This is a genomic window from Aeromonas sp. A600620 (assembly GCF_029479985.1).
GTDB classification, from domain to species: Bacteria; Pseudomonadota; Gammaproteobacteria; order Enterobacterales; family Aeromonadaceae; genus Aeromonas; species Aeromonas veronii_A.
Genome location: NZ_JAAKXB010000003.1, coordinates 270,232 through 293,422, shown reverse-complemented (window position 1 = coordinate 293,422; position 23,191 = coordinate 270,232). Strand labels below are relative to the sequence as shown.

Below are 23,191 nucleotides of genomic sequence, written 5' to 3'. Positions count from 1 at the left end.
TTGTTATCGACAGCCAGAGCATAGCTAAACCAATTTAGCTAACTCAATATGACAACTAAACCGTTTCAGCAATAGTGTGAGCGGGATAACATTTGTACAGCAGGAATTGGCGGGAGTTGTGAGGAGGATCCCTCATCAGGATCCACTCAATAAGGCGGATCCCGATTCTGCGAGCAGCGACCCTGACAATGTGAATAGGAAGGGGGGCACCTCACCACCAACCGGATCAGGGTGCTGGCGATGGGTCTGCCAGGTATCGGCATACCCTATGCGTCATTCTGTTGGTGGAGATTGTTACACGCATTACACCATCAGGTTCGGCTACAAAGCAGCGTAAATAATACCGATCACGCATGCGATATGGCTGAATACGCGACATTCCTGTCGTTCAATTACCAAAATATCAATAAAGATGTTTCTAAATGTTTCTGGCGGTGGATTAATTATTTACCAATAAGAACCATTCCAGTAGCATCGCAGCATTGATTAATAACGGAGACCATCAGTGGGCAATTCATCAGATGACAGTAGGTTGTTGAGCTCGTCAGCCAATACCTGAGTCGCGAGATCCCCGCAGATTGTTCTGCCGCTATCTCGCACTATGCGGAGAGCGGTTTATTTGCACCTGAGTGCAATTCCTTCCCTGTATTCACTCGATGTCTGTTACTGACGCCATCCAATGCTACAGACTGGATGCGTAAATAATGCCTGCATGGGTCTTCTCCTGATATCAGGGTCACCATGTCATTACCACTGTTACCTCATCACGCCATGTTTTTCCGCCTCTGGCGTGCGTCAACGATGGCGAACCTCTATCGCTGCAGGTCAGTAGCCACAAGGCTTTTGACAAGGTGGCATGGGAGATGGCAACAGCCGCTAGCCGGGCGACGACCGTCCCGCGATCCGCTCCACCTTCATTTACTTGTGCCGAGTGCAACACCTGTTCATTCCCCATGCGTGGCTATTGACGGGTAAGCATATGACGATTCTTTACATCAATCAGGAGGTGTGTCATGGACCCTGACCCTGGAGCCGGTATCGGCGACTAGTCCGGATTAATTTTCGGGCGTTATTTCCTTATCTATTTTTGCTGATGTGATGTCAGTCGGAATTCTATTTTCTATTTTCCAGGCTGATGTATTAAAGGATATATAAATGCAATACCAAGATATTCACCAACAACTGTATGTACTGCTGCAAAACAAGGATCGTATGGGGATCCAGAGCCTCAGCCTGAATATTCATGAGGTCGATCTGGCACAAGCGATAAACCGCCTGACAGATAAACATATTCATACCTTTCTCAATCTGGTTCCTGCATTGCGTGCCGCACGCATCTTCCGCCATCTGCCCAGCGATATTCAGGCCAGCCTGGTACGTTCCATGGCCAAGCCCCAATTGGAGGAGTTGTGTACCCGCCTATCCCCCGATGACAGAGCCGATCTCTACAATCGTCTGCCCGCAGCCTTGCGCCAGACCCTGCTCGATGCGATGACAGATGAAGAACGTGAGGATACGCAACGGTTGGCCTCTTACCCGGAAAACCTCGTCGGCTCCATCATGAGCTCGGATTGTGCCAGCCTGACGGCTGACATCACTGTGGGAGAGGGGCTGCAACGGCTGCGCAGCACTGCTGCCGACAGGGAGAGTATTTATACCCTGTATGTCGTGGATGAAATGCGCCGCCTCATCGGGGTTGTCTCCCTGCGCGAACTGTTTCTCGCCGACAGCAAAACCCCCATCTCGGCCATTATGCAGCGCGAGCTGGTGAGTATTCAGGCCGATGCCCCCAAAGGCGAAGCCGCGGAGATGATCGCCCGTTACAACCTGCTGGCCCTCCCCGTATTGAATCAGGATCAGCAGTTGCTCGGCATGGTGACCGTGGATGATGCAATGGATGTTGCCGAAGAGGAAGATGCCAACCGGATTGCCCGCTTCGGTGGTACGGCTGCGCTGGGAGGTCCCGAACTTGATCTTCGCGCATCCAGCACCTTTAACATGTTCAGCGCCCGATTCTTCTGGCTGGCGGTCTTGACCGTATTCGGCATACTGACCAGCAATCTGGTCGCCGCTCAGGAAGAACTCATCAGCGAAGTACTGATCCTCGCAGCCTTTATTGCCCCTATTATCGACATGGGGGGCAACTCGGGCAGCCAGTCGGCCACCTTGGTGATCCGGGCAATGGGCATGGGTCAGATCAAGCTGAGCATGCGTGACTTCTTTTTCGTGCTGCGGCGCGATCTGCCCGTCGCAATGGCTCTGGGGCTGGGTGTCGCCCTGCTGGAAGGGGTGATGGCATTCTGGAGCAAGAGCATCGGCTGGGACATCGTCATGATTGTCAGCCTCTCTGCCATGACGGTGACTGTGGTTGGCAGCCTGCTTGGTCTGGTCCTGCCGTTTGCCGCACGGAAGATGGGGACTGATCCGGCAACCCTCAGCTCCCCCATGCTCACCTCGATCATGGATCTGTTGGGCGTGCTGATCTATTTTGGTTTCGCCTATGCCTTCCTCGGTGGGTCACTGGCTGCTGCCTGACAGCGCACAGCAGATGGGGGCAGCCAAACCACCGCCATCTCCGATAGTTCAAGATAAGAGAGAGAGGGAGGCATCACGCCTCCCTCTCTCTTTATATCGACACGGGTCTATGCCATCACTTGGTCAGATCGTCGAAGAAGCGTTTCACCCCTTCGAAGAAGCCTTCCGATTTCGGCTTGTGGGTCTTGGCAGCGGCGCCGCTGAAGGATTCGTCCAGCTGGCGCAGCAGCTCTTTCTGCTGCTCGGTGAGGTTGACCGGCGTCTCGATCACCACCTTGCACATCAGATCCCCTACCTGACCGGAGCGCACGGACTTCACGCCCTTGCCGCGCATGCGGAACATCTTGCCAGTCTGGGTCTCCGGAGTGACCTTGAGCTTGACGCGGCCATCCAGGGTCGGTACTTCAATCTCGCCACCCAGCGCAGCTGCGGTGAAGCTGATGGGCACTTCGCAGTAGAGGTTGTTGCCGTCACGCACGAAAATTTCGTGCTCTTTGACGTGCACCTGTACGTAGAGATCCCCTGCCGGAGCTCCTGCTTCCCCCGCTTCCCCTTCACCGGAGAGACGGATGCGATCGCCGGTATCGACGCCCGCCGGAATTTTCACCGACAGGGTCTTGGTGCGCTGGTAGCGACCTTCACCGTGGCACTTGCGGCACGGATCTTTGATGATCTTGCCGCGACCGTGACAGTGCGGACACGCCTGCTGCACCGCAAAGAAGCCCTGACGCATCTGCACCTGGCCGGAGCCGTGGCAGGTCGGGCAGGTCTGGGCACTGCTGCCGGTGTGGGCACCGGAGCCGTTACAGACTTCACAGTGAACCAGGGTCGGCACCTTGATCTCCTTGGAGACCCCGCGCACCGCCTCTTCCAGGGTCAGCTCCATGGTGTAACGCAGGTCGGAGCCACGGGCCGGGCCACGACGGGCACCACCACGGCCACCGCCGAAGATGTCACCGAATACGTCACCAAACATGTCGGCGAAGTCGGCACCGCCGCCAAAGCCACCGTGGCCACCACCACCCTGGCTCGGGTCGACACCGGCATGGCCGTACTGGTCGTAACGGGCACGCAGGTTGGCATCGGTCAGGACCTCGTAGGCTTCCTTGACCTCTTTGAACTTCTCTTCGGATGCGGCATCACCCTGGTTACGATCCGGGTGATACTTCATGGCCAGGCGCTTGTACGCCTTCTTGATCTCGCGATCGTCGGCATCTTTCGCCACACCCAGTACTTCGTAGAAATCGCGCTTCGACATACTCATCCTGTGGTTACGCAGACGGGCGTTGGTTACCCAACGCCCGTGAATTCATTGACCAAGCCGATGGGCGAAGCGGACTTCGCCCATCTGGGTAGGGCTTACTTCTTGTCGTCTTTCACTTCTTCGAACTCGGCGTCGACTACGTCGTCGTCAGCCTTGGCAGAAGAGGAGGACTGACCGGCATCAGCACCGGCGGCACCCTGTGCCTGAGCCTGCTGCTGGGCAATTTCCATCAGCTTCTGGGATGCTTCCAGCAGAGCCTGCTGTTTGGCTTCGATGGCAGCCTTGTCGTCACCCTTGATGGCCGCTTCCAGCTCGCTCAGAGCAGCTTCGATCTTGGTCTTGTCGTCGGCAGGCAGGGCTTCACCAGCTTCGGTAACCTGCTTGCGTACGGAGTGGACCAGACCATCAGCCTGGTTGCGAGCCTGTACCAGCTCTTCAAACTTCTTGTCCTCGGCCGCATTGGCTTCGGCTTCGCGTACCATGCGCTCGATCTCGTCATCAGACAGACCAGAGGAGGCCTGGATGGTGATCTTCTGCTCTTTGTTGGTCTCTTTGTCTTTCGCAGAGACGTGCAGGATACCGTTGGCATCGATGTCGAAGGTCACTTCGATCTGCGGCAGACCACGCGGTGCAGGACGGATGCCTTCCAGGTTGAACTGGCCCAGAGACTTGTTGTCGCTGGCGCGCTTGCGCTCACCCTGCAGCACGTGAATGGTCACGGCAGACTGGTTGTCTTCGGCAGTGGAGAACACCTGGGACTTCTTGGTCGGGATGGTGGTGTTCTTCTCGATCAGCGCAGTCATCACGCTACCCATGGTTTCGATACCCAGGGAGAGCGGGGTCACGTCCAGCAGCAGTACGTCGGTCTTGTCACCGGACAGTACGGCGCCCTGGATGGCAGCACCCATGGCCACGGCTTCGTCCGGGTTGACGTCTTTACGCGGCTCTTTGCCAAAGAACTCGGCAACGGTCTTCTGAACCAGCGGCATACGGGTCTGACCACCAACCAGAATCACGTCGTCGATCTCGCCAACTGCCAGACCGGAGTCTTTCAGGGCAACACGAACCGGCTCCAGAGAGTCCTTCACCATGTCTTCTACCAGGGATTCCAGCTTGGCGCGGGTTACCTTGATGTTCATGTGCTTCGGACCGGTGGCATCTGCAGTGATGTACGGCAGGTTGACGTCGGTCTGCTGGGCAGAAGAGAGCTCGATCTTGGCTTTCTCGGCGGCATCTTTCAGACGCTGCAGAGCCAGCTGGTCGTTGCGCAGGTCGATGCCCTGCTCACGCTTGAACTCGTCAACCAGGTAGTTGATGACGCGGTTGTCGAAGTCTTCACCACCCAGGTGGGTGTTACCGTTGGTCGCCAGTACTTCGAAGGTGGTTTCGCCTTCGACTTCGTCGATCTCGATGATGGAGATATCGAAAGTACCGCCACCCAGGTCATACACGGCAACCTTGCGCTCGCCCTTGACCTTGTTTACGCCGTAAGCGAAAGCAGCTGCAGTCGGTTCGTTGATGATGCGCTTAACATCCAGACCGGCGATGCGACCGGCATCCTTGGTGGCCTGACGCTGGGCGTCGTTGAAGTATGCCGGAACAGTGATAACTGCTTCGGTTACCGGCTCGCCCAGGTAGTCTTCGGCGGTCTTTTTCATCTTTTTCAGCACTTCGGCAGAGATCTGCGGCGGTGCCATTTTCTTGCCCTTCACCTCAACCCAAGCGTCACCGTTGTCGGCCTTGGCAATGGCGTACGGCATGATTTTCAGGTCACGCTGCACTTCGTCATCTTCAAAACGACGGCCGATCAGACGCTTGATGGCGAACAGGGTGTTTTTCGGGTTGGTGATGGCCTGACGCTTGGCCGGCTGACCAACCAGGATCTCGCCATCATCGGCATAGGCAATGATGGACGGAGTAGTACGATCGCCTTCTGCGTTCTCGATCACGCGAGCAGTGTCGCCGTCCAGAATGGCAACGCAGGAGTTGGTAGTACCCAGGTCAATACCGATGATTTTACCCATTTGAGAAATCTCCAAATACTTTGAATAAACTGGCGAGGAACTCGCCTTAATGCGTTAACGGCTAGGTGGGGCCTGCCAATCTGGCTTTCAAGCTCCCGGCATCAAAATTTTTGTGCCGCCGTGGCCTTGCATCCTATATGGGGTCGCAAGCGGCCACTTCAAGCCCTGCCCCGCAAAAACCCTACCTTTTGTCGTGATCAGTCCATGACAGACCAGACAGATAAACAAAAAGCCCGCCAAGCGGCGGGCCTGGGCATCAAGTGCCGACTCAGTCGGCGGCCTTGGATACCATGACCATGGCCGGACGGATCACGCGACCGTTCAGCTCATAGCCTTTCTGCATCACGGCAATCACGGTGTTCGGCGCCACATCGGCACTCGGCACCATGCTCATCGCCTGATGGGCATTCGGATCAAACGGCTGGTTGGTCGGATCCAGCGCAACCAGACCGAACTTGGCCACACCGCTCTGCATGGATTTGAGGGTCAGCTCGACACCTTCCACCATCGGCTTGAGGGCGTCGTTCTCCTTGTCGGCGAGCTCGATGGCGCGCTCCAGGTTGTCCAGCACCGGCAGCAGTTCATTGGCGAACTTCTCCAGAGCGAATTTGTGCGCCTTCTCCACATCCAGCTCGGTACGACGGCGCAGGTTCTCCATCTCGGCGGCGGTACGCAGGGCGCGTTCACGCTCTTCCGCCGCTTTTTGGATGGCGGTTTCCAGCTGCGCTTCCAGTTCGGCAATGCGGGCCTGCTCGGCTGTCACTTCACTGTCTACATCGGTCGGCTCGACTGGCTGGGCTTCCACTTGCTCCATCGCTTCAACCTTTTGCTCTTCGTGGTTCATGACATCTCCAATTCCGGGGTTACTTATGAGGGCCCTGACGTCTGGTTGAGCGACCGGACGACAACAGACCGACTATGTTGGCGCTATTATGGGGATGCATCCCCGGCTTTCAAGGGGTAAAGGGCAATCAGGGTTGCTGAATAGCAGCAACCGTCGGTTTATCCGGGTTACCGCTCACCGTTTAACCAGTAGCCTCAAGGGGATAGCCGGCCCCGTCACACGGGAGAGCGTCACAAGCGGAGCAAAGCACTGTATACTGGCCCGCAATACCCATCCCAGATCTGACTGACTATGGATTCTCCGTTCAAAACCATCGCCCTGATTGGCAAACCCCACCATGAGGGGGCCAACCAGACGCTGACCGGCCTGCATCAATACCTGACCGCCCGCGGCTTTCGGGTACTGGTGGAGAGCCGGGTCGCCCAGACCCTGAGCATCCTCGATGAAAACGTGATGGATCTGGTACAACTGGGCCAGCAGGCCGATCTCGCCATCGTGGTCGGCGGTGACGGCAACATGCTGGGGGCGGCGCGAGTGCTGTCACGCTTCGATGTGGCAGTGATCGGGGTCAACCGGGGTAACCTCGGCTTTCTGACCGATCTCTCGCCGCAGGATTACCTGCTGCCATTGGAGCAGGTGCTCTCCGGCCACTACAAGAGCGAACACCGCTTCCTGCTTGAGGCCTCGGTCTATCGCCACGGCGAGCGCAAGTCGAGCAATCTGGCGGTGAATGAAGCAGTGCTGCACCCGGGCAAGATCGCCCATATGATCGAGTTCGAGGTCTATATCGATGGCAGCTTTATGTATAGCCAGCGCTCGGACGGCATCATAGTCGCCACCCCGACCGGCTCCACCGCCTACTCCCTGTCAGCAGGTGGCGCCATCCTCACCCCCAAGCTCAACGCCATCACGCTGGTGCCCATGTTCCCGCACACCCTGAGCAGTCGCCCCATCGTACTCGATGCCGACAGCGAAGTACGGCTTCTGGTCTCGCCGGATAATCAGGACGATGCGATGCAGGTCAGCTGTGACGGTCAGGTGACCCTGGCGGTCCACCCGGGGGATGAGATCCTGATCAAGAAGAGCCACCATCAGCTTCATCTGGTGCATCCCCTCGACTACAGCTACTTCCACGTGCTGCGCAACAAGCTCGGCTGGGGCAGCAAGCTGTTTTAATCGGCGCTGACCGACAGCGGCATTGCCACAGAGGGCGCCTGAATTGGCGCCCTTCTCTTTTCTTTCGTAGCAACCGCCCCTGCACTCTCATATCCGTACCGTGTGCCAATGGTCAGTACCGCATTCTCATAGCCATAGCGCACTGACACACCTTTCCTGTACTAAAAATGACGGAGCCCTCTTTACTGTATATAAGACCAGTATATACTGGATGCATACACAGTAATGTTGACCTATACAGGATGAGACCATGCTGACCCAGCTGACCGTCAACAACTTCGCCATCGTCAAGTTTCTCGAACTCGATCTGCAACCGGGCATGACCTGCATCACCGGTGAGACCGGCGCCGGTAAATCCATCGCCATCGATGCTCTCGGTCTCTGCCTTGGAGAGCGGGCCGAAGCCGGCATGGTGCGACCCGATAGCGACAAAAGCGAGGTCAGCGCCCGCTTCCTGCTGGACAACAACCCGGCCGCCCGCGCCTGGCTCGCCACCAACGAACTGGAAAACGAAAGTGAATGTATCGTGCGGCGAGTCATCTCAGCCGAGGGCCGCTCCCGCAGCTATATCAACGGCGTGCCCGTGCCCCTCACCCAGCTCAAGAATCTGGGCCAGCTGCTGGTCAACGTACATGGTCAGCATGCCCACCAGATGCTGCTCAAACCCGACTACCAGCTCGCCCTGCTCGACGGCTATGCCGGTCACCATCTGCTGCTCGACGAGGTGCGCCAGCACTATCAGCAGTGGCGCCAACTACAAAACGAACTGAACCGGCTCAAAGCCGAGCAGCAGCAGCGAGAGGCTCGTCGCCAGCTGATCGAGTATCAGGTGCAGGAGCTGGACGAATTCGCCCTGCAGCCGGGGGAGTTTGAAGATATAGAAGAGGAGCACCAGCGTCTGGCCAACGGCACCGAGCTGATGCAGGAGTGCGGCGCTTGCCTCGATCTGCTCTATGACAACGAAGAGACCACTATCGCAGGGCTGCTGCAATCGGCCGTCGATCGGGCCGAGGGGCTGGTCAGCATGGACAGCCGCCTCACCCCGGTACTGGAGATGCTGAACGAAGCACTGATCGGGGTGCAGGAGAGTCACAGCGAACTACGTAGCTACCTCGATCGGCTGGAACTGGATCCCGAACGTTTTAACGAGCTGGAGGCCCGCCTCTCCAAGGCGATCAATCTGGCCCGCAAGCACCACGTCAAACCGGCGGATCTGGCCCTGCACCATCAGGAGCTGGCCTCGGATCTCGCCCGCCTCAACTCTGACGAAGAGCGGCTAGAGGGGATGGAAGATGAGCTGGCCGAGGCCCGTCAGGCTTTTGTCCAGGCCGCCGAAGCCCTGAGCCAGAGCCGTCAGCGTTACGCCCAGGAGCTGGGCGCCAAGGTAACCAGCAGCATGCACGAACTGGCAATGCCCGATGGCCGCTTTGCCATCGAGGTGCGCCCCGATGCCCAGAGCAGTCTGTCACCACTGGGTATAGATCGGGTGGAGTTCATGGTCACCACCAACCCGGGCCAACCGATCCAGCCCCTTGGCAAGGTAGCCTCAGGCGGTGAGCTGTCGCGCATCAGCCTTGCCATCGTGGTGATCAGTGCTCGCAAGGTCTCAACCCCGACCCTGATTTTCGACGAAGTGGATGTGGGGATCAGCGGCCCAACTGCCGCTGTGGTCGGTCGCCTGCTGCGCCAGCTCGGCGAGTCCACTCAGGTGATGGTGGTCACTCACTTGCCTCAGGTGGCAGGCAACGGCCACCAGCATATGGTGGTGAGCAAGCATACCGATGGCAAAACCACCGAAACCCAAATGAGTGCCCTTGATGAGACCGCCCGTCTCAACGAGCTGGCACGCCTGCTCGGTGGCGACCAGATCACCGACAACACCTTGGCCAATGCCCGCGAGCTGCTGCGTCGATGAATCAGGTGATAAAGCCAATTTGCAGCGATGGCGACTGATAGCGCTGACCGAACATGCTGACTGCGCAGGCACAGGCGAGAGCTATGGCCTGCGCAGCCAGTAATAGCCAATAGCCAATAGCCAATAGCCAACTGTGAGCACCGAACTCGCGTCAGGATTACCGACCCAGATCAATAAAATGGCGAGTTAGGCGAAGCTGGCAGCAACATGGGCGTGGATCCGGTTGCCTTCATGTGGCGGATTTCGCATAGTGTTGCCCCCCTTTATGGGTATCCAATTGTGAGGCTTTGTCTATGATCCACGTTTTTGGTCACAAGAATCCTGATAGCGACAGTATCTGCAGTGCGCTGGTTATCACCGACTGGCTCAATGGCCAGGGCCGTCAGGCCACCCCATGGCGTCTGGGTGACCTGCGCACCGAAACCCGTTTTATTCTGGAGCAGGCTGGCGTCAGCGAACCCGAGTTGCTGACCAAAGATCTGACCGGTGAAGATGTCTGGCTGGTGGATTTCAGTGATCTGGAACAGGGCCCTGCCACACTGGCACAAGCCAATGTACTGGGTCTGGTGGATCACCACCGTCTCGGCACTCTGGTCACCCAGTCTCCGCTGGATGCGTGGATCCGGGCTGTCGGCTGCACCTGCACCATCGCCTTCGATCTGCTGAGCCAGCAAGGTACCGTGACCCGCAGCCAGGCTCGCCTGATGCTGGGTGCCATCATGAGCGACACCCTCTGTCTCACCTCGCCGACCACCACCGAGCAGGACAAGATCGCCTGCGAGCGTCTGGCACCGCTGGCCGAAGTATCGCTGGCCGAGTTCGGTCAACAGCTGCTGATGGCAAAAACCGACCTGCGCGGCCTCACTCCTGCGCAGTTGCTGCAGCAGGATGAGAAAGCATTCCAGGCCGAAAGTCTGAGCTTCATCATGAGCCAAATTGAAGTGGGCAGCGAACAACAGCTTGCCGACCAGATTGACACTCTGCTGCAAGAGATGGCACACCGTGTTGAAGGCGAAGGGCTCGACTTCTTCGTGCTGATGGTGACTGACCTGACGGCCGCAGCCAGCCGTATCTACTTTACCGAGCACCCGAAAGTACCGGCAGAGTCCAGCTACCACCCGGGCTTTGTCAGCCGCAAGAAGCAGGGTCTGCCCTGGGTGATGGACCTGCTGGCCAAGGCCTGATCCTACCTCGCCATCACCTATTCCAAAGCCCTGCCTCTGCGCAGGGCTTTCTCATCGCCACCGCCAGCCGCACTCCCCCTCTTGCTGATCATCTTGCTCACCACTGCGGCCTCTCGCTTACTCCTTTCTCGGCTTATTGACAGTTAACCCCATAACTTTGCTTACATATTTGCGGCTGTTATTTATCAGGGCTTTGCTGCAGGATAATCGCCGCGCACAACCTTTTCCGTTTCCATTCAGGTGACCGATGAACATAACCCCCAAGCAGAGAACCCTGGCCATCACAATTCTGATCGCCGTGGTGCTCCTCGGCTGGCTGCTCTGGCCCAGTCAACCACCCAAGGCGATGCTGACCGCTCAAGTGACCCGCGAGGATATCGCCCAGACCGTACTGGCCAGTGGCGTGCTGCAGGCCGTAGAGCAGGTGGATGTGGGGGCCCAGGTCTCCGGTCAGGTTACCAAGCTGGCCGTAGAGGCCGGTGATCAAGTCAAGCAGGGAGACCTGCTGGCCGAGATCGATCCCCTGATTGCCCAGAACAACCTCAAGACGGCCGAGGCGGAGCTTGCCAGCAACCGCGCCCAGCTCAAGATCAAGCAGGCGCAACTCAAACAGAACGAGCTCGCCTGGCGGCGCCAGCAGCAGATGTTCAAGCAGGAGGCGAGCTCACGGGCCGATCTGGAGAGTGCCGAGGCACTGCTGGCAGTCACCCGCGCCGAACTGCAAAACAGCCAGGCCAATATCGACAACGCCCTGATCAAGGTTGATAGGGCCAAGACCGAGCTGGGCTACACCAAGATCCTGGCGCCGATGGATGGCACCGTCATCAGCATTGTGACCCGTCAGGGCCAGACCCTGGCAGCCAGCCAGACGGTGCCGACCGTGCTCAAGCTGGCCAACCTCGAGACCATGACGGTCAAGGCGCAGATCTCCGAAGCTGATGTCACCAAGGTCAAAGCCGGCATGCCGGTTTACTTCACCCTGATCGGCGACCCGGATACCCGCTATCAGGGTACGCTTCGCGCCGTGGAGTTAGCGCCTACCAACATCAACGATCAGGCCACCACCGGCACCACCACCAGCAATGCGGCTGTCTACTACTACGCCCTGTTCGATGTACCCAATCCCGACCATACCCTGCGGGTTGCAATGACCACCCAGGTGACCATAGTGCTCGGCGAACGCAAGCAGGTGCTCACTGTGCCGCAAACCGCCCTCGGCAAGTCGCTGGGTGATAACGAGTATGAAGTCACCCTGATCAAGGACGATGAAACAACCGAAACCCGCCATATCAAGACTGGTATGAAGGATGAGATCCGCATTGAGGTGATCAGCGGGCTGAGTGAGAAGGAGGAGGTGCAGCTCAATCACGGTGCCCCCGCCGACAATGATGAGATGGCGGTGATGCTATGAGTGAGCCCCTGAACCAGCTGCCGTTGATCCAGCTGAAAGGGGTCGAGCGACGCTACCAGAGCGGCGACAGCGAAGTCACCGTGCTCCACCCTCTTGACCTCACCATCACGGCAGGAGAGATGATCGCCATTGTCGGCGCGTCCGGCTCCGGCAAGTCGACCCTGATGAACCTGCTGGGTTGTCTGGATAGCCCGAGCGGCGGCCAGTACCTGTTTCGCGGACAGGACACCGCCACCATGGATGCGTTGGCGCTGGCCCGACTACGCTGCCACCACTTCGGCTTTATCTTTCAGCGCTACCACCTGCTGCCCCACCTCGATGCCGCCGCCAACGTGGAGATCCCAGCCGTCTATGCCGGCACCAATCGCCCGGATCGCCAGGCACGTGCGCGTCAGCTGCTGGGCAGACTGGGTCTGGCCGATCGCAGCCACCATACCCCGGGCCAACTCTCTGGCGGTCAGCAGCAGCGGGTCAGTATCGCCCGGGCGCTGGCCAATGGCGGCGAAGTGATCCTCGCCGATGAACCGACCGGCGCACTGGATAGCCAGAGCGGCAAGGAGGTGATGGCGATCCTCAAGGAGCTGCACGCTCAGGGCCATACCATCATTCTGGTCACCCACGATATGAACGTGGCCAGCCATGCCGACCGGATCATCACTCTCAAGGATGGTCGGATTGAACAAGATAGCGGCCCCTGCCAAACGGCGGTGTTGGCTCCAGCCACCGCTGTAGCCCCTCAAAAAATAGCGCCCACTAAAGGCGCCATGGGCCACGATTGGGATCGTTATCGGGAAGCGGGACGGATGGCAATCCATGCCATGCTAGCCCACCGGATGCGCACCTTCCTCACCATGCTCGGCATCATCATCGGCATCGCCGCCGTGGTGAGTGTGGTGGCGCTGGGGCAAGGGGCGCGCGCCAAGGTGATCGACCAGATCAATGCGATGGGCACCAACACCATCGAAATCTTCCCGGGTAAAGGATGGGGCGATGAGAAGATGGCCAGCATCCAGACCCTCAACAAGGGGGATCTCGATGCCCTGTTGGGGCAACCCTATCTTGCGGGCGCCAGCCCCGAGATCGGCAGCTCAGGGCAGTTGCGCTATCGCAACAAGACCAACAGCGGCAATGTGACCGGGGTCGGTAACGACTATTTCAAGGTAAAGGGGATGACGCTGGTCAGTGGTCGCTTACTGGAGTGGCAAGATATCCAGCAGCGTGCCGCCGTTGCCGTGGTGGACAAGAAGAGCATCACCAGCCTGCTTGGCAAGGAGGAGCCGGTCGGCAAGGTGGTACTGGTCGGCACCTTGCCGGTGCGGATTGTCGGTGTGGTTTCGCAGGAGACCGGCTTCGGCCCCACCAGCCAGTCGGTCAATATCTGGCTGCCCTACAGCGCGGTGATGAGTCGCCTCATCTCGCAGCACCACTTCAGCCAGATCACCATCCGGGTCAAGGACGGGGTACAACCGGCGCTGGCCGAGCAGGCGGTGATCGAGCTGATCACCAAGCGCCACGGGGTGAAGGATTTCTTCACCTTCAGCAGCGACAGCATCATCAAATCGGTGGAGAAAACCACCGCCACCATGACCCTGATGGTCTCGGCCATCGCGGTGATCTCGCTGATCGTCGGCGGGGTGGGCGTGATGAACATCATGCTGGTGTCAGTGGTCGAGCGCACCCGCGAGATCGGCATTCGCATGGCCGTGGGCGCCCGCCAGTCGGATATTTTGCAGCAGTTCCTGATTGAAGCTGTGATGGTGAGCCTGCTGGGGGGTATCTTCGGCGTCGGCCTCTCGCTAGGCATTGGTGCGCTCTTTGCACTGCTGGTGGACTCCATCAAGATGCAGTTCTCGCTCTTCTCCATCCTGATGGCCTTTGGCTGCTCGTCACTCATCGGGATCCTGTTTGGTTACCTGCCGGCACGCAATGCGGCGCGGCTCGACCCTGTTGTCGCACTGGCGAGGGAATAACAATGCACAAACTCTCCTGGCTGGCTCTCTCTATGGCCCTCAGCGGCTGTAGTCAGCACAGCACCTATCAAAGACCCGAGTTGGCGATCGCCCCCACATGGCAACAAGCAGAGGGCGCCCAACTGGCTGCGCAGGCTGGCCTCTGGTGGCGGGAATTTCATGATCCCCAACTCGACAAATTGGTCGAGGCGGTTCTAGCCGCCAACCCGGACATGCATGTGGCGGCCCTCAAGCTCAAAAGCGCCAGACTGGGCGCCGAGCAGGCCGATACCAACCTCACCCCCTCGGTCAATGGCACTATCGCAGCCAGTGGCAACAAGGATCTGAAAAGCGGCAAAGGCACCAACAGTCTGGGCCCCTCGCTGAGCCTCAGTTACGAAGTGGATTTGTGGGGCAAGCTTGCCTCGGTGCGAGATCAGGCAAGCTGGGAGGCGGCGGCAAGCGAGCAGGATCTCGCCAGCACCCGACTCCTGCTGATTGGCAATACTCTGGAGCAGTATTGGCAGCTCGGCTATCTCGGCTCTGCCATCGCACTCGGAGAACAGCAGCTGGCCAACCTGACGCGAACCGAGCAGCTGACCCAAACCAAATACCAGGCAGGCGCCATCACCCGACTCGATCTGGCGCAGGCACGCCAGCAACTGGCAGGCAAGCAGGCTGAGCTGGCCTCCCTCAAGGCGCAGCAGGAGCAGGCTCGCAATGCCCTGCGTCTGTTGCTGGGCCGCAGCAGCGGGCCGCTGGAGTATGCACCCGCTTCCCTTGCAAAGCAGGCCATTCCTGAACTTGCGGTGGGTATTCCGGCCGATGTGCTGGCCCGCCGCCCCGATGTCAAAGCGGCCGAATTGCGGCTGCGCAAGACGCTGGCTAAAGGGGATGAGATCCGCACCAGCTTCTACCCCAGCCTGACCCTGACCGGCAGCGCCAGCACCGCATCCGATAGATTGGCGCAAGTGCTGCAAAATCCGGTCGGTACGCTGGGAGCCAGCCTTGCCCTCCCCTTCCTTGAATACAACCGCACCCAGCTCGCCATTGAAAGCTCGGAGCTGGATTACCAGATCGCCGAAACCGAGTTTCGCAAGCAGCTCTACACTGCACTGGTGGAAGTGGAAGACAATCTGGCCGCCCGCCACTATGGCCAGCAGCGACTCGATTATCTGCAGGAGCAGCTGAGTTATGCCCGGGAGGCCGAACGACTGGCCAAGGCTCGCTTCCAGGCGGGTGCGACCGGCGTGCAAGCTTGGCTTGATGAGCAGAACCGACTGTGGGATGCCCAGCAGAGCCTGCTGGCACAGCAAAAAGAGCAGCTCACCACCACAGCCAAAATCTATCGCGCCCTGGGTGGCAGCGATAGCGTGACGCCCCGATAGCGCTTCACCTGGCTATCCCCCACTCTGCCTACAGAGTGGGGAATATCATCGCCATAGACCATACAGAATTTCCTCTCCCACACTGCAGCCGAACTTCATTGCCCATTATCAGGGGCAGTCATGGCAGCGCAGCCAATTACATGCATCGGCGACCCTGAATATACCGGCCATACCTTGCGGCTCTCTCTATACCTAACGCCCCCTGACCGGAGATAACGATTACCGGATATTCCATCAGCAGAGAGCTCTACTCTTGCCGAACGACGCACCGTGAATCGTGAATCGTGAATCGTGAATCGTGAATCGTGAATCGTGAATCGTGAATCGTGAGAAACATATCCGAAGCTCGTATCAGCACAACGCATACAAATAGCGATATCGCTTTGGTGAGCCACAGGACAAAATTAATCGTAAACAACGAATGATATTGAGTAAAGGAACTGCGGGTAAGGCGAGAGAGAAAGGATACAAACGAGGAATGCAGATAACAATGAGGTGGAAATACTGGTTGGATAACCACGAGTAAAACGGCAAAAATAATGCCGCCCGAGGGCGGCATTATTCAATCTCTGAACCTGACGAATTAGATCAGGAAATCGTTCAGGTCTTTACCCAATGCGACTTGAGCAGCAATGGCTTTCGGCATACGGCCTTGACCGGTCCAGGTTTTTTCCTGGCCATCTTCTTCGTACTTGTATTTAGCCGGACGCGGAGCTCGCTTGCTCTTGGCAGCGCCAGTTGCAGCAGCCGGAGCAGCGGCAGTCGCCAGTAGCTCACGAGGATCAATACCAGCCTGCTGCAGCATTTCGGTGAATTCATTCAGCTTGCGCTGACGCTCTTCCTGTTCAGCACGCTCCTGTTCAACAGAATCGGCGCGCTCTTGGTAAACCAGGTCAAACTTCTCTTTAGCTTCCAGCAGTTGCTCAAACGGCAGCTCACGAACAGCCGCACGCAGACTGCGAATGTTCAGCAGAACTTTCAGAAACTCGTTCATTATTTCCTCACAAAAAGTCGGTCACAGGGATTACCGTGTCAGAATAGCATGGACAATTGATAACAACATACCGTTTTCTGTATTTACACTCCTTTTTTTTTATTTTTCACTCACCATACTCTCTTGACGCGAAGCGTGATAACAAATCAATGCTCAGTTGTGATTGCTATACAATCTGACAGATGATGATCTCAGATATTACAGGGCTCATTAATATCCCACTGCATGCAGTCAGAAGATTCTCTTTATAGTGACACCCGATATGCCCTCCCCCCCCCCGCCCAGTTACCCATCAAGGTGAAATAAAAAAGCCACAAAGCAATTCCTCAGCAACGACGACTTAAAAGGCCATAACTTTTATCCATAAAAATCATGAGCTTACAACACCAACCCATATATCTAAAGACAAATAAACAATCTGTTTTTTAACATAACCGATCTTACCCGGTTGTTAAATTACGCTAATTTGCGCGAGCATTACTTTGTGCAGATTGATCAACACCACTGATCACCGGTATAGCTACAGAGCCACTCAGCAGAGGTTCCGCAGGATAGAGTCTGAGCGCTTCCAGACGCATCGTATCGGCTGCCTCTTTGCGACCCAGAGCGTTAAGTGCTGTCACCATATTGGCGTATATATTAGCTCGTGGTGTATGAAGTACGAAGTCCTGCCCCCACTCCAGATAAGCTTCCAGTTCATCCTTGTTGTTTGTCTGCAAACCGACCATCAGACGAACCGAGTTCACATCAAATTCAACTCGTGTCAGCCATGCCATAGGATTGATAATCTCCAGCAAGAGCGTCGGCTCCTTATAACCTCCCCGCTCGTATTTGGTGACGACCCAGGCAGTATGAAGGGCTGTCAGCATAAATGGGACAATCAATAGAGGGATAGCTATTGCCATAAATCGGAGCAACAACCAGGGGCGATACTCAATGTCCAACCACGATGGGCTACCGCAACTCACGAAACGGGTTTCTTCAATCTCGGTGTCAACGACATAGATCAGCGTCAGCAACAACCACCACAACACGATTGCATGGTAAAGGGGATATTCCGTCTGAGTATGGAGCAATATCGGTGTCACCAGGGCAAGCAGTGCCATGGCATTTACCCAACGCACCTTCGTCAGGCGCCACAATAATGCGCCCCCCATAATCACCATACCAACCATGGGAGCCACCCCTCCCTCAACAGCCCAATAAAGGAATTCGTTGTGGGGATGGTCAAGATTGTACTCAATCTGCACCATAGATGGATTCAGCGCCTTATCAGCCATGTAGTGATGGAGAAAAACAGATTCAAAACTGCCGTATCCCCAACCACTCCATGGTGCTTCGGCAATCAGCTTGGCTGCATAAGGCCAATAAATAGATCGCATACCACCAGATTGATAAATCTCCAACCCGCGCTTTGCTCCTGCCATCCAGTACTGTGATAGCAGGCCAAGGGCCACCGCAAAAATAACCAGTGCCAACATACGCCATAGCACTCGATGGCGATGGAGTTGCGGTATCAATAAAAACAGAGCTAGCAGACCGCCAAGTTGACCCACTCGGGATTGCAAAACAACCAGCAACAGTGTTGCTGATAGAATGACGCCATAGCGCAGAGCCATCAGCAAACGACCACCCTCTCGGCGTAATTCCAGCCAAATAGCAAGGGCAAGACCAGTTGCCATAAAGGTTGCCATCACGTTTGGCTGTTGAAAGATCCCGTAAGGACGATTGGTTTTAGTGTCGTAGCCAATCCAGTTACCGGGTGTCAACAGATAGAACTGTATCAGACCGAGCAAAGCCTCCATCGCGATCGCTATCAGGACGATATAGAGCAAGCGATCACGCTGCAACCGATTGAAGCGCCATTGATAGAGCCCGAATAAAAACAGCAGACCAGCAAAAAGCCCCAATAATCTTGGAATGGCATAATCCCTGAGTGCAAAACCTGGATAGAACATCGGCAGCAGTAGCAAGAGTGCCCCTATCCATAAGCCCGCTTGTAATGGAGAAAAGAGCAGACGCTGGCGTAACGTCACTTGCCACAATCCTAATCCAATAGCCAGCGAGGCAAACACCCATCCCCATGCGTTAAAGGGCAGATATAGCCCTGCTCCTCCCGGGTTGTGCATAAAAAAATGCACTCCAAGTAACCAGTATAATGAAGATAAAATCCAATACAAGCTGCTCATATATTATTTCCGTATACTCAACGAGCCCCAAACCCTGTCAGCATTGTTTTAATAGTTTTGATTACTATTAATAGATCAAGCCAAAGCGAAAAGTTTCTAATATAATAAAAATCATATTCTAATTTTATACGAGTACTATCTGTATCAGCTGAGTAGCCATGCATCACCTGAGCCCATCCACTTATACCAGGACGAACCATATGACGATACATATAGAATGGTAATTCAAACTCAAACCTCTCCACAAAAAAACGCTGTTCAGGCCGTGGACCAATCAAGCTCATATCCCCTTTAAGAACATTAAAGAATTGCGGGAGCTCATCAATTCTATATTTACGAATAAAATTACCAACACGAGTAATCCGTTTGTCAACCTCCTGAGCAAAATATGCATTGTCTGATGATGAACTGTCATGCATACTACGAAATTTATATATTACAAAATCTTTATTACCCAGCCCAACTCTCTTTTGCTTAAAGAAAACAGGGCCAGGGCTTTCCAGCTTTATTAATATTGCTGTTATAAGTAACACCGGCATAAAAAAGGGGAGTGCAATTATAACAACCAAAAGATCAGCTAGTCTTTTTAAAAAGAAATAAAACAACGAGGGAATAGCGGAACCCAAGTCATTTTCATATAATTGCTCAACGCTCACTCGGCCTGTTAATGATGCATATATAGTTTTGCTGTGATAGATTGGTATCCCTAACAAAACGAAATCAGTTAATAACCTTTGCCATTCACTCGTCAAATCAGATGAGTGAAGGTCAGCAACTACGGCATTACCACAAAACAGAGAAAAATCTGGTTTGTGAAGAATATTCCATTCAACAGCAGTCAAGGCACACAGTTTCTGATAATTACCAACCGGGATGATGGAATACTTAACCTTGCCAGATCGTGCCCCTAAGTAATAAATAAGCCAGCAAGATACTAAAACCAATATATACGAGCTTATAATTACTGGCCTACTATACTCAAGACGAAACAGCAGCAACACACCGAATAATATTCCATACACAGCGGTTACTGTTGGAATCATATAAGATAAAGCATTAACTCCAGGATAGCAAAGCACTCGACTCAGGAAAAAACCAGCAGTAATACATGTTATAAAGATTCCTAAAAGTGAATTTATTTTTACATCATCAAGGAAATTCCAAAAGTCCTCGCCCCAAAACAAAAATGCAGGTAATAATGTTGACACCAAGGATGTAAAAAAGAACATTATTGTATAATTAAACCGTACAAGGTCATACCAACGACCACCATATGGATAATAGCTATTATTTATCATGAAATACTCATTTAGTTATCAACCACAGGGGTGAGCGCCATCGATATGCTGAGCCAATATGTCAAAATATATGCCAATGATTTTTTTCTCATCGAATCTGGCACTAACTAATTGCCTCCCAGCATTACCCATCAAGGTTCTTTGAGCTGTAGTCATTCGTATGAATGTCATCATCGCATCAGCCAATGATGAAACATTTCTAGCTTGACAGAGTAACCCGGTTTTCTCATGTAGCAGTACATCTCTACATCCAGGAACATCGGTAACAATAATTGGCTTTGCCATTGCAGCAGCTTCGATCATAGTTCTTGGCAATCCTTCGCGATAAGAAGGTAACACAATACAATCACTTTCCATTATGATAGGCCTAACATCATGTGTAGTACCGAGATATTCCAGCACACCGTCATTGATCCATTCATGCAACTGTGCATATCCGATCGCTCGTGGGTTATCAGCCTGAACATCGCCTAGCAATTTAAACTTTATGTTTGGATGACGAATATGAATCTGCTTTGCGGCTGCTGCATATTCTCCAATCCCCTTATCCCATAACAACCGCGCAATGAGCAAAAAACTAACCGAGTCATCTTCAGCAAATTTTTCTGAAGGATAAAAAAAACTCAAATCAACGCCCTCGCCAGGCAGTAACAGAGTCTTTCTTTCATCTACCAACTGTCTTGATACAAATTCAAGGCGATCATCTTCATTTAAGAAAATGACTAGCTTAGGATATTTAAAAGCGAATTTATAAAGCAACCTTACTACTTTGGGCACCCAACCATCATTCATAAAGGCATATCCTAACCCAGTGGTTATAGCCAAGGCAGGTGTGCGACAAAGATGTGCAGCAAAAGAACCATATATATTTGGTTTTACCGTATAATGGATAATTAAATCCGCATTAATTTTTCTATATATTCTTACGAAATCAAATATTAATTTTAGTTCAACAATTGGGTTGACTCCTTTAGGGGATAGTGCCAACGGTATAAATGAACACCCCAAATCACAGAGCGAAAAAACTGTATTATCAGGTGGAGCAACAATGGTTATGCGATATCCATGTTGTATAAGTGCAGATAATAATCCGCGGCGAAAATTCCACATTGACCACGCTGTATTGCTCACCATACAAAGATGTTTGCTCATGTGTAGTCCTGGTACAAATTTAACCAACGCAGACAGATAGTCTCTATTGAATAATGGCTAATAACCCGAATCCGAGCCTCCCTAGTCATCACCTCTCTCTCAAGCGGCGAAAGCATCATAGCCTGCTCAATCGCGGTAAATAGCTGCTGACTATTTTTAGAGGGGACAAGCAATCCAGCAGAGCCAACCACTTCCCTCACTCCACCACAATCGGTAGCAACCACTACCCGCTCAGTAGCCATAGCCTCAGCCACAACTAAACCAAACCCCTCCCAAGCTGATGACAACACAAATATATCTGCTGCACTCATCCAATCTTCAACATCATAGCGCAGCCCCAAGAAATGAACTCGCTCGCTAATCCCTTGTGCGCTAGCGATTGTGGTTAAGTATTCTTTTTCCTCACCCTCACCTATGATGACCAACTTAACATTATTGGATCTCGAAGATAACATCGCAAATGCAACAAGCAAATTTGTATAGTCCTTGGCAGCGGTCAGTCTGCCTACTGAAATTAACAATATGTTATTGTCATCAATCCCAAGCTGAGAGCGTAATTTATTTCTGACTGTGGCGTTAAAATAAAAACGCTCCGTATCAATACCATTATACATGACTTTCATTCGCCCGGCAGATACCGCACCTTGTTTAATAAAAGCCTCAACTGCTTCTTGGCTTACGTTTGTGTTAAGATCACATAACCTTTCGGTAAGCCGGTATGCCAATATCCGCCACCCTCTTCCCTCATTAACACTATGTGCAGAGCAGATAAGCTTCGGAAATGATACAAACAATCGTAATAACCGAGCAAAAATATTTGCATGCACCATATGGCTATGCACCACATCCGGTTTATATTGATTAAGTAACCTGATCGCCTGCCAGTATGCTTTGAAAACACTAAATGGAGTTTTCCTCATCTGCAGTGAAACGATGTTTGCTGCAGTCGAATGTGGGCGATTGCTAATTTCACCGGTCATCGAGATAATTAATATATGGTGGCCCAACCTAATAAATTGATCTGCCAAATCGCACACTTGTCGTTCAGCGCCCCCCATACCAAGGCCTGTGATTACCATCGCAATTTTCATGCTATTTCTTCAACCAACAGTAAAGAATGCACTGGAGACTTCTGACACATGCTTTGACCTTGCCGAACAATCGAGTATCTCGGATCACCTGGTCTCGATAAAACAAACCAAAACCACATGGATTACTTCTTAGATTTTTTTTAAAATTTGAGGTGTAGCCATCAGGAAGATATTCACACAAGTATATTACTTGGTCTACATAAAAAACTATCTTACCTATATCGGCAATTTTATTCCATATATATAACTCTGGTACAAACTTTTCGCCCGGGAACTGAGGAAAAGGAAACTCACGCATAACATTAGTGCGAAAAACATAAGCCAGGTCACCTTGTAATATATGCCCTGCCATGATGGGCTGCATTACCATTGACTTGCTCCATGCGGTGTCGGAGATACCAATTATATGACCAGATAATGTTGCTTTTCTAAAACACATCCCAACAAATTCCGAGCCAATATGATTCATAACATCATATAGCTTGGCAACAGCATCACCAGTTAATAAGTCATCACTATCCACAATGATAATCCAATCACCGGTCGCATGAACCACACCTTCATTTATAGCGCGATGCTTCCCTCCATTTTCTTTATAAAAATAATTGATTGGAAAGTCAGATTTAACTCTATAATCAAAAATAAGCTCGGCGGTACCATCAGTGCTACCGTCATCGATTACAAGCCATTCAAAGTCCCGCCTTGTCTGCTGACACAAACTGTCATACAACCTTGGTAAAACATATGCTCTGTTATAAGTTGGCGTCATTATTGTTA

The 23,191-nt window shown here is 53.7% G+C and carries 16 protein-coding genes; 7 read left to right on the top strand and 9 right to left on the bottom strand.

Translation table 11 applies throughout. The features are described from left to right. Positions 1 to 1,155 precede the first annotated feature (1,155 nt). Positions 1,156 to 2,535 carry a magnesium transporter gene (mgtE, locus tag G5533_RS06340; protein WP_216954257.1) on the top strand — a complete coding sequence of 460 codons (1,380 nt, stop codon included), beginning with the start codon at positions 1,156 to 1,158 and terminating at the stop codon, positions 2,533 to 2,535. A gap of 115 nt (positions 2,536 to 2,650) precedes the next feature. On the opposite strand, the gene dnaJ is transcribed toward mgtE, so the two are convergent. From dnaJ to grpE, 3 genes are all read right to left on the bottom strand, one after another. Continuing rightward, complete coding sequence (gene dnaJ, locus G5533_RS06335; protein WP_216954258.1) at positions 2,651 to 3,793, bottom strand: molecular chaperone DnaJ; 1,143 nt, start codon at positions 3,791 to 3,793, stop codon at positions 2,651 to 2,653. Between the two features lie 101 nt (positions 3,794 to 3,894). After that, positions 3,895 to 5,823 (bottom strand): molecular chaperone DnaK, encoded by a 1,929-nt coding sequence (gene dnaK, locus G5533_RS06330; protein WP_441254610.1) that lies wholly within the window; start codon positions 5,821 to 5,823, stop codon positions 3,895 to 3,897. Between the two features lie 268 nt (positions 5,824 to 6,091). Continuing rightward, positions 6,092 to 6,667 carry a nucleotide exchange factor GrpE gene (gene grpE, locus G5533_RS06325; RefSeq protein WP_164536416.1) on the bottom strand — a complete coding sequence of 192 codons (576 nt, stop codon included), beginning with the start codon at positions 6,665 to 6,667 and terminating at the stop codon, positions 6,092 to 6,094. Between the two features lie 291 nt (positions 6,668 to 6,958). Between grpE and nadK the strand changes: the two genes are divergently transcribed. The 6 genes from nadK (at position 6,959) to G5533_RS06295 (ending at position 15,690) form a co-directional block, all read left to right on the top strand. Continuing rightward, positions 6,959 to 7,843 carry an NAD(+) kinase gene (nadK, locus tag G5533_RS06320; protein ID WP_005338038.1) on the top strand — a complete coding sequence of 295 codons (885 nt, stop codon included), beginning with the start codon at positions 6,959 to 6,961 and terminating at the stop codon, positions 7,841 to 7,843. Between the two features lie 250 nt (positions 7,844 to 8,093). After that, complete coding sequence (gene recN, locus G5533_RS06315; RefSeq protein WP_376901386.1) at positions 8,094 to 9,758, top strand: DNA repair protein RecN; 1,665 nt, start codon at positions 8,094 to 8,096, stop codon at positions 9,756 to 9,758. A gap of 293 nt (positions 9,759 to 10,051) precedes the next feature. Continuing rightward, on the top strand, positions 10,052 to 10,942 hold the full coding sequence (locus G5533_RS06310; protein ID WP_376901387.1) for a manganese-dependent inorganic pyrophosphatase: 891 nt from the start codon (positions 10,052 to 10,054) through the stop codon (positions 10,940 to 10,942). A gap of 247 nt (positions 10,943 to 11,189) precedes the next feature. Continuing rightward, positions 11,190 to 12,353, top strand: coding sequence for a macrolide transporter subunit MacA (gene macA / locus G5533_RS06305; RefSeq protein WP_421205812.1), 1,164 nt, complete (start codon positions 11,190 to 11,192; stop codon positions 12,351 to 12,353). After that, positions 12,350 to 14,323: a MacB family efflux pump subunit gene (locus G5533_RS06300; protein ID WP_216979164.1), complete on the top strand. Its 1,974-nt coding sequence runs from the start codon at positions 12,350 to 12,352 to the stop codon at positions 14,321 to 14,323. Before macA ends, G5533_RS06300 begins: the two co-directional genes overlap by 4 nt. A 2-nt stretch (positions 14,324 to 14,325) precedes the next feature. Continuing rightward, the gene (locus G5533_RS06295; protein WP_323912944.1) at positions 14,326 to 15,690 is read left to right on the top strand and encodes an efflux transporter outer membrane subunit; all 1,365 of its coding nucleotides are present in this window, start codon (positions 14,326 to 14,328) and stop codon (positions 15,688 to 15,690) included. 583 nt (positions 15,691 to 16,273) lie between these two features. Here G5533_RS06295 and G5533_RS06290 read toward each other — a convergent pair. From G5533_RS06290 to G5533_RS06265, 6 genes are all read right to left on the bottom strand, one after another. After that, entirely contained in the window at positions 16,274 to 16,684 is a 411-nt protein-coding gene (locus G5533_RS06290; RefSeq protein WP_216954269.1) for an H-NS family histone-like protein, read from the bottom strand. Between the two features lie 461 nt (positions 16,685 to 17,145). Further along, positions 17,146 to 18,873 carry a PglL family O-oligosaccharyltransferase gene (locus G5533_RS06285; protein ID WP_323912946.1) on the bottom strand — a complete coding sequence of 576 codons (1,728 nt, stop codon included), beginning with the start codon at positions 18,871 to 18,873 and terminating at the stop codon, positions 17,146 to 17,148. 17 nt (positions 18,874 to 18,890) lie between these two features. Further along, positions 18,891 to 20,171 carry a sugar transferase gene (locus G5533_RS06280; protein ID WP_323912947.1) on the bottom strand — a complete coding sequence of 427 codons (1,281 nt, stop codon included), beginning with the start codon at positions 20,169 to 20,171 and terminating at the stop codon, positions 18,891 to 18,893. 18 nt (positions 20,172 to 20,189) lie between these two features. Then, positions 20,190 to 21,323: a glycosyltransferase family 4 protein gene (locus G5533_RS06275; RefSeq protein WP_421205816.1), complete on the bottom strand. Its 1,134-nt coding sequence runs from the start codon at positions 21,321 to 21,323 to the stop codon at positions 20,190 to 20,192. Beyond that, positions 21,320 to 22,414 carry a glycosyltransferase gene (locus G5533_RS06270; RefSeq protein ID WP_227340921.1) on the bottom strand — a complete coding sequence of 365 codons (1,095 nt, stop codon included), beginning with the start codon at positions 22,412 to 22,414 and terminating at the stop codon, positions 21,320 to 21,322. The genes G5533_RS06275 and G5533_RS06270 overlap by 4 nt, the downstream gene beginning before the upstream one ends. 1 nt (position 22,415) lies before the next feature. Beyond that, complete coding sequence (locus G5533_RS06265; protein ID WP_323912953.1) at positions 22,416 to 23,183, bottom strand: glycosyltransferase family A protein; 768 nt, start codon at positions 23,181 to 23,183, stop codon at positions 22,416 to 22,418. Positions 23,184 to 23,191 lie beyond the last annotated feature (8 nt).

Excerpts from the sequence above, each read along its gene's own strand:
- mgtE (WP_216954257.1), top strand. The coding sequence starts at position 1,156 with ATGCAATACCAAGATATTCACCAACAACTGTATGTACTGCTGCAAAAC.
- dnaJ (WP_216954258.1), bottom strand. The coding sequence starts at position 3,793 with ATGTCGAAGCGCGATTTCTACGAAGTACTGGGTGTGGCGAAAGATGCC.
- dnaK (WP_441254610.1), bottom strand. The coding sequence starts at position 5,823 with ATGGGTAAAATCATCGGTATTGACCTGGGTACTACCAACTCCTGCGTT.
- grpE (WP_164536416.1), bottom strand. The coding sequence starts at position 6,667 with ATGAACCACGAAGAGCAAAAGGTTGAAGCGATGGAGCAAGTGGAAGCC.
- nadK (WP_005338038.1), top strand. The coding sequence starts at position 6,959 with ATGGATTCTCCGTTCAAAACCATCGCCCTGATTGGCAAACCCCACCAT.
- recN (WP_376901386.1), top strand. The coding sequence starts at position 8,094 with ATGCTGACCCAGCTGACCGTCAACAACTTCGCCATCGTCAAGTTTCTC.
- G5533_RS06310 (WP_376901387.1), top strand. The coding sequence starts at position 10,052 with ATGATCCACGTTTTTGGTCACAAGAATCCTGATAGCGACAGTATCTGC.
- macA (WP_421205812.1), top strand. The coding sequence starts at position 11,190 with ATGAACATAACCCCCAAGCAGAGAACCCTGGCCATCACAATTCTGATC.
- G5533_RS06300 (WP_216979164.1), top strand. The coding sequence starts at position 12,350 with ATGAGTGAGCCCCTGAACCAGCTGCCGTTGATCCAGCTGAAAGGGGTC.
- G5533_RS06295 (WP_323912944.1), top strand. The coding sequence starts at position 14,326 with ATGCACAAACTCTCCTGGCTGGCTCTCTCTATGGCCCTCAGCGGCTGT.
- G5533_RS06290 (WP_216954269.1), bottom strand. The coding sequence starts at position 16,684 with ATGAACGAGTTTCTGAAAGTTCTGCTGAACATTCGCAGTCTGCGTGCG.
- G5533_RS06285 (WP_323912946.1), bottom strand. The coding sequence starts at position 18,873 with ATGAGCAGCTTGTATTGGATTTTATCTTCATTATACTGGTTACTTGGA.
- G5533_RS06280 (WP_323912947.1), bottom strand. The coding sequence starts at position 20,171 with ATGATAAATAATAGCTATTATCCATATGGTGGTCGTTGGTATGACCTT.
- G5533_RS06275 (WP_421205816.1), bottom strand. The coding sequence starts at position 21,323 with ATGAGCAAACATCTTTGTATGGTGAGCAATACAGCGTGGTCAATGTGG.
- G5533_RS06270 (WP_227340921.1), bottom strand. The coding sequence starts at position 22,414 with ATGAAAATTGCGATGGTAATCACAGGCCTTGGTATGGGGGGCGCTGAA.
- G5533_RS06265 (WP_323912953.1), bottom strand. The coding sequence starts at position 23,183 with ATGACGCCAACTTATAACAGAGCATATGTTTTACCAAGGTTGTATGAC.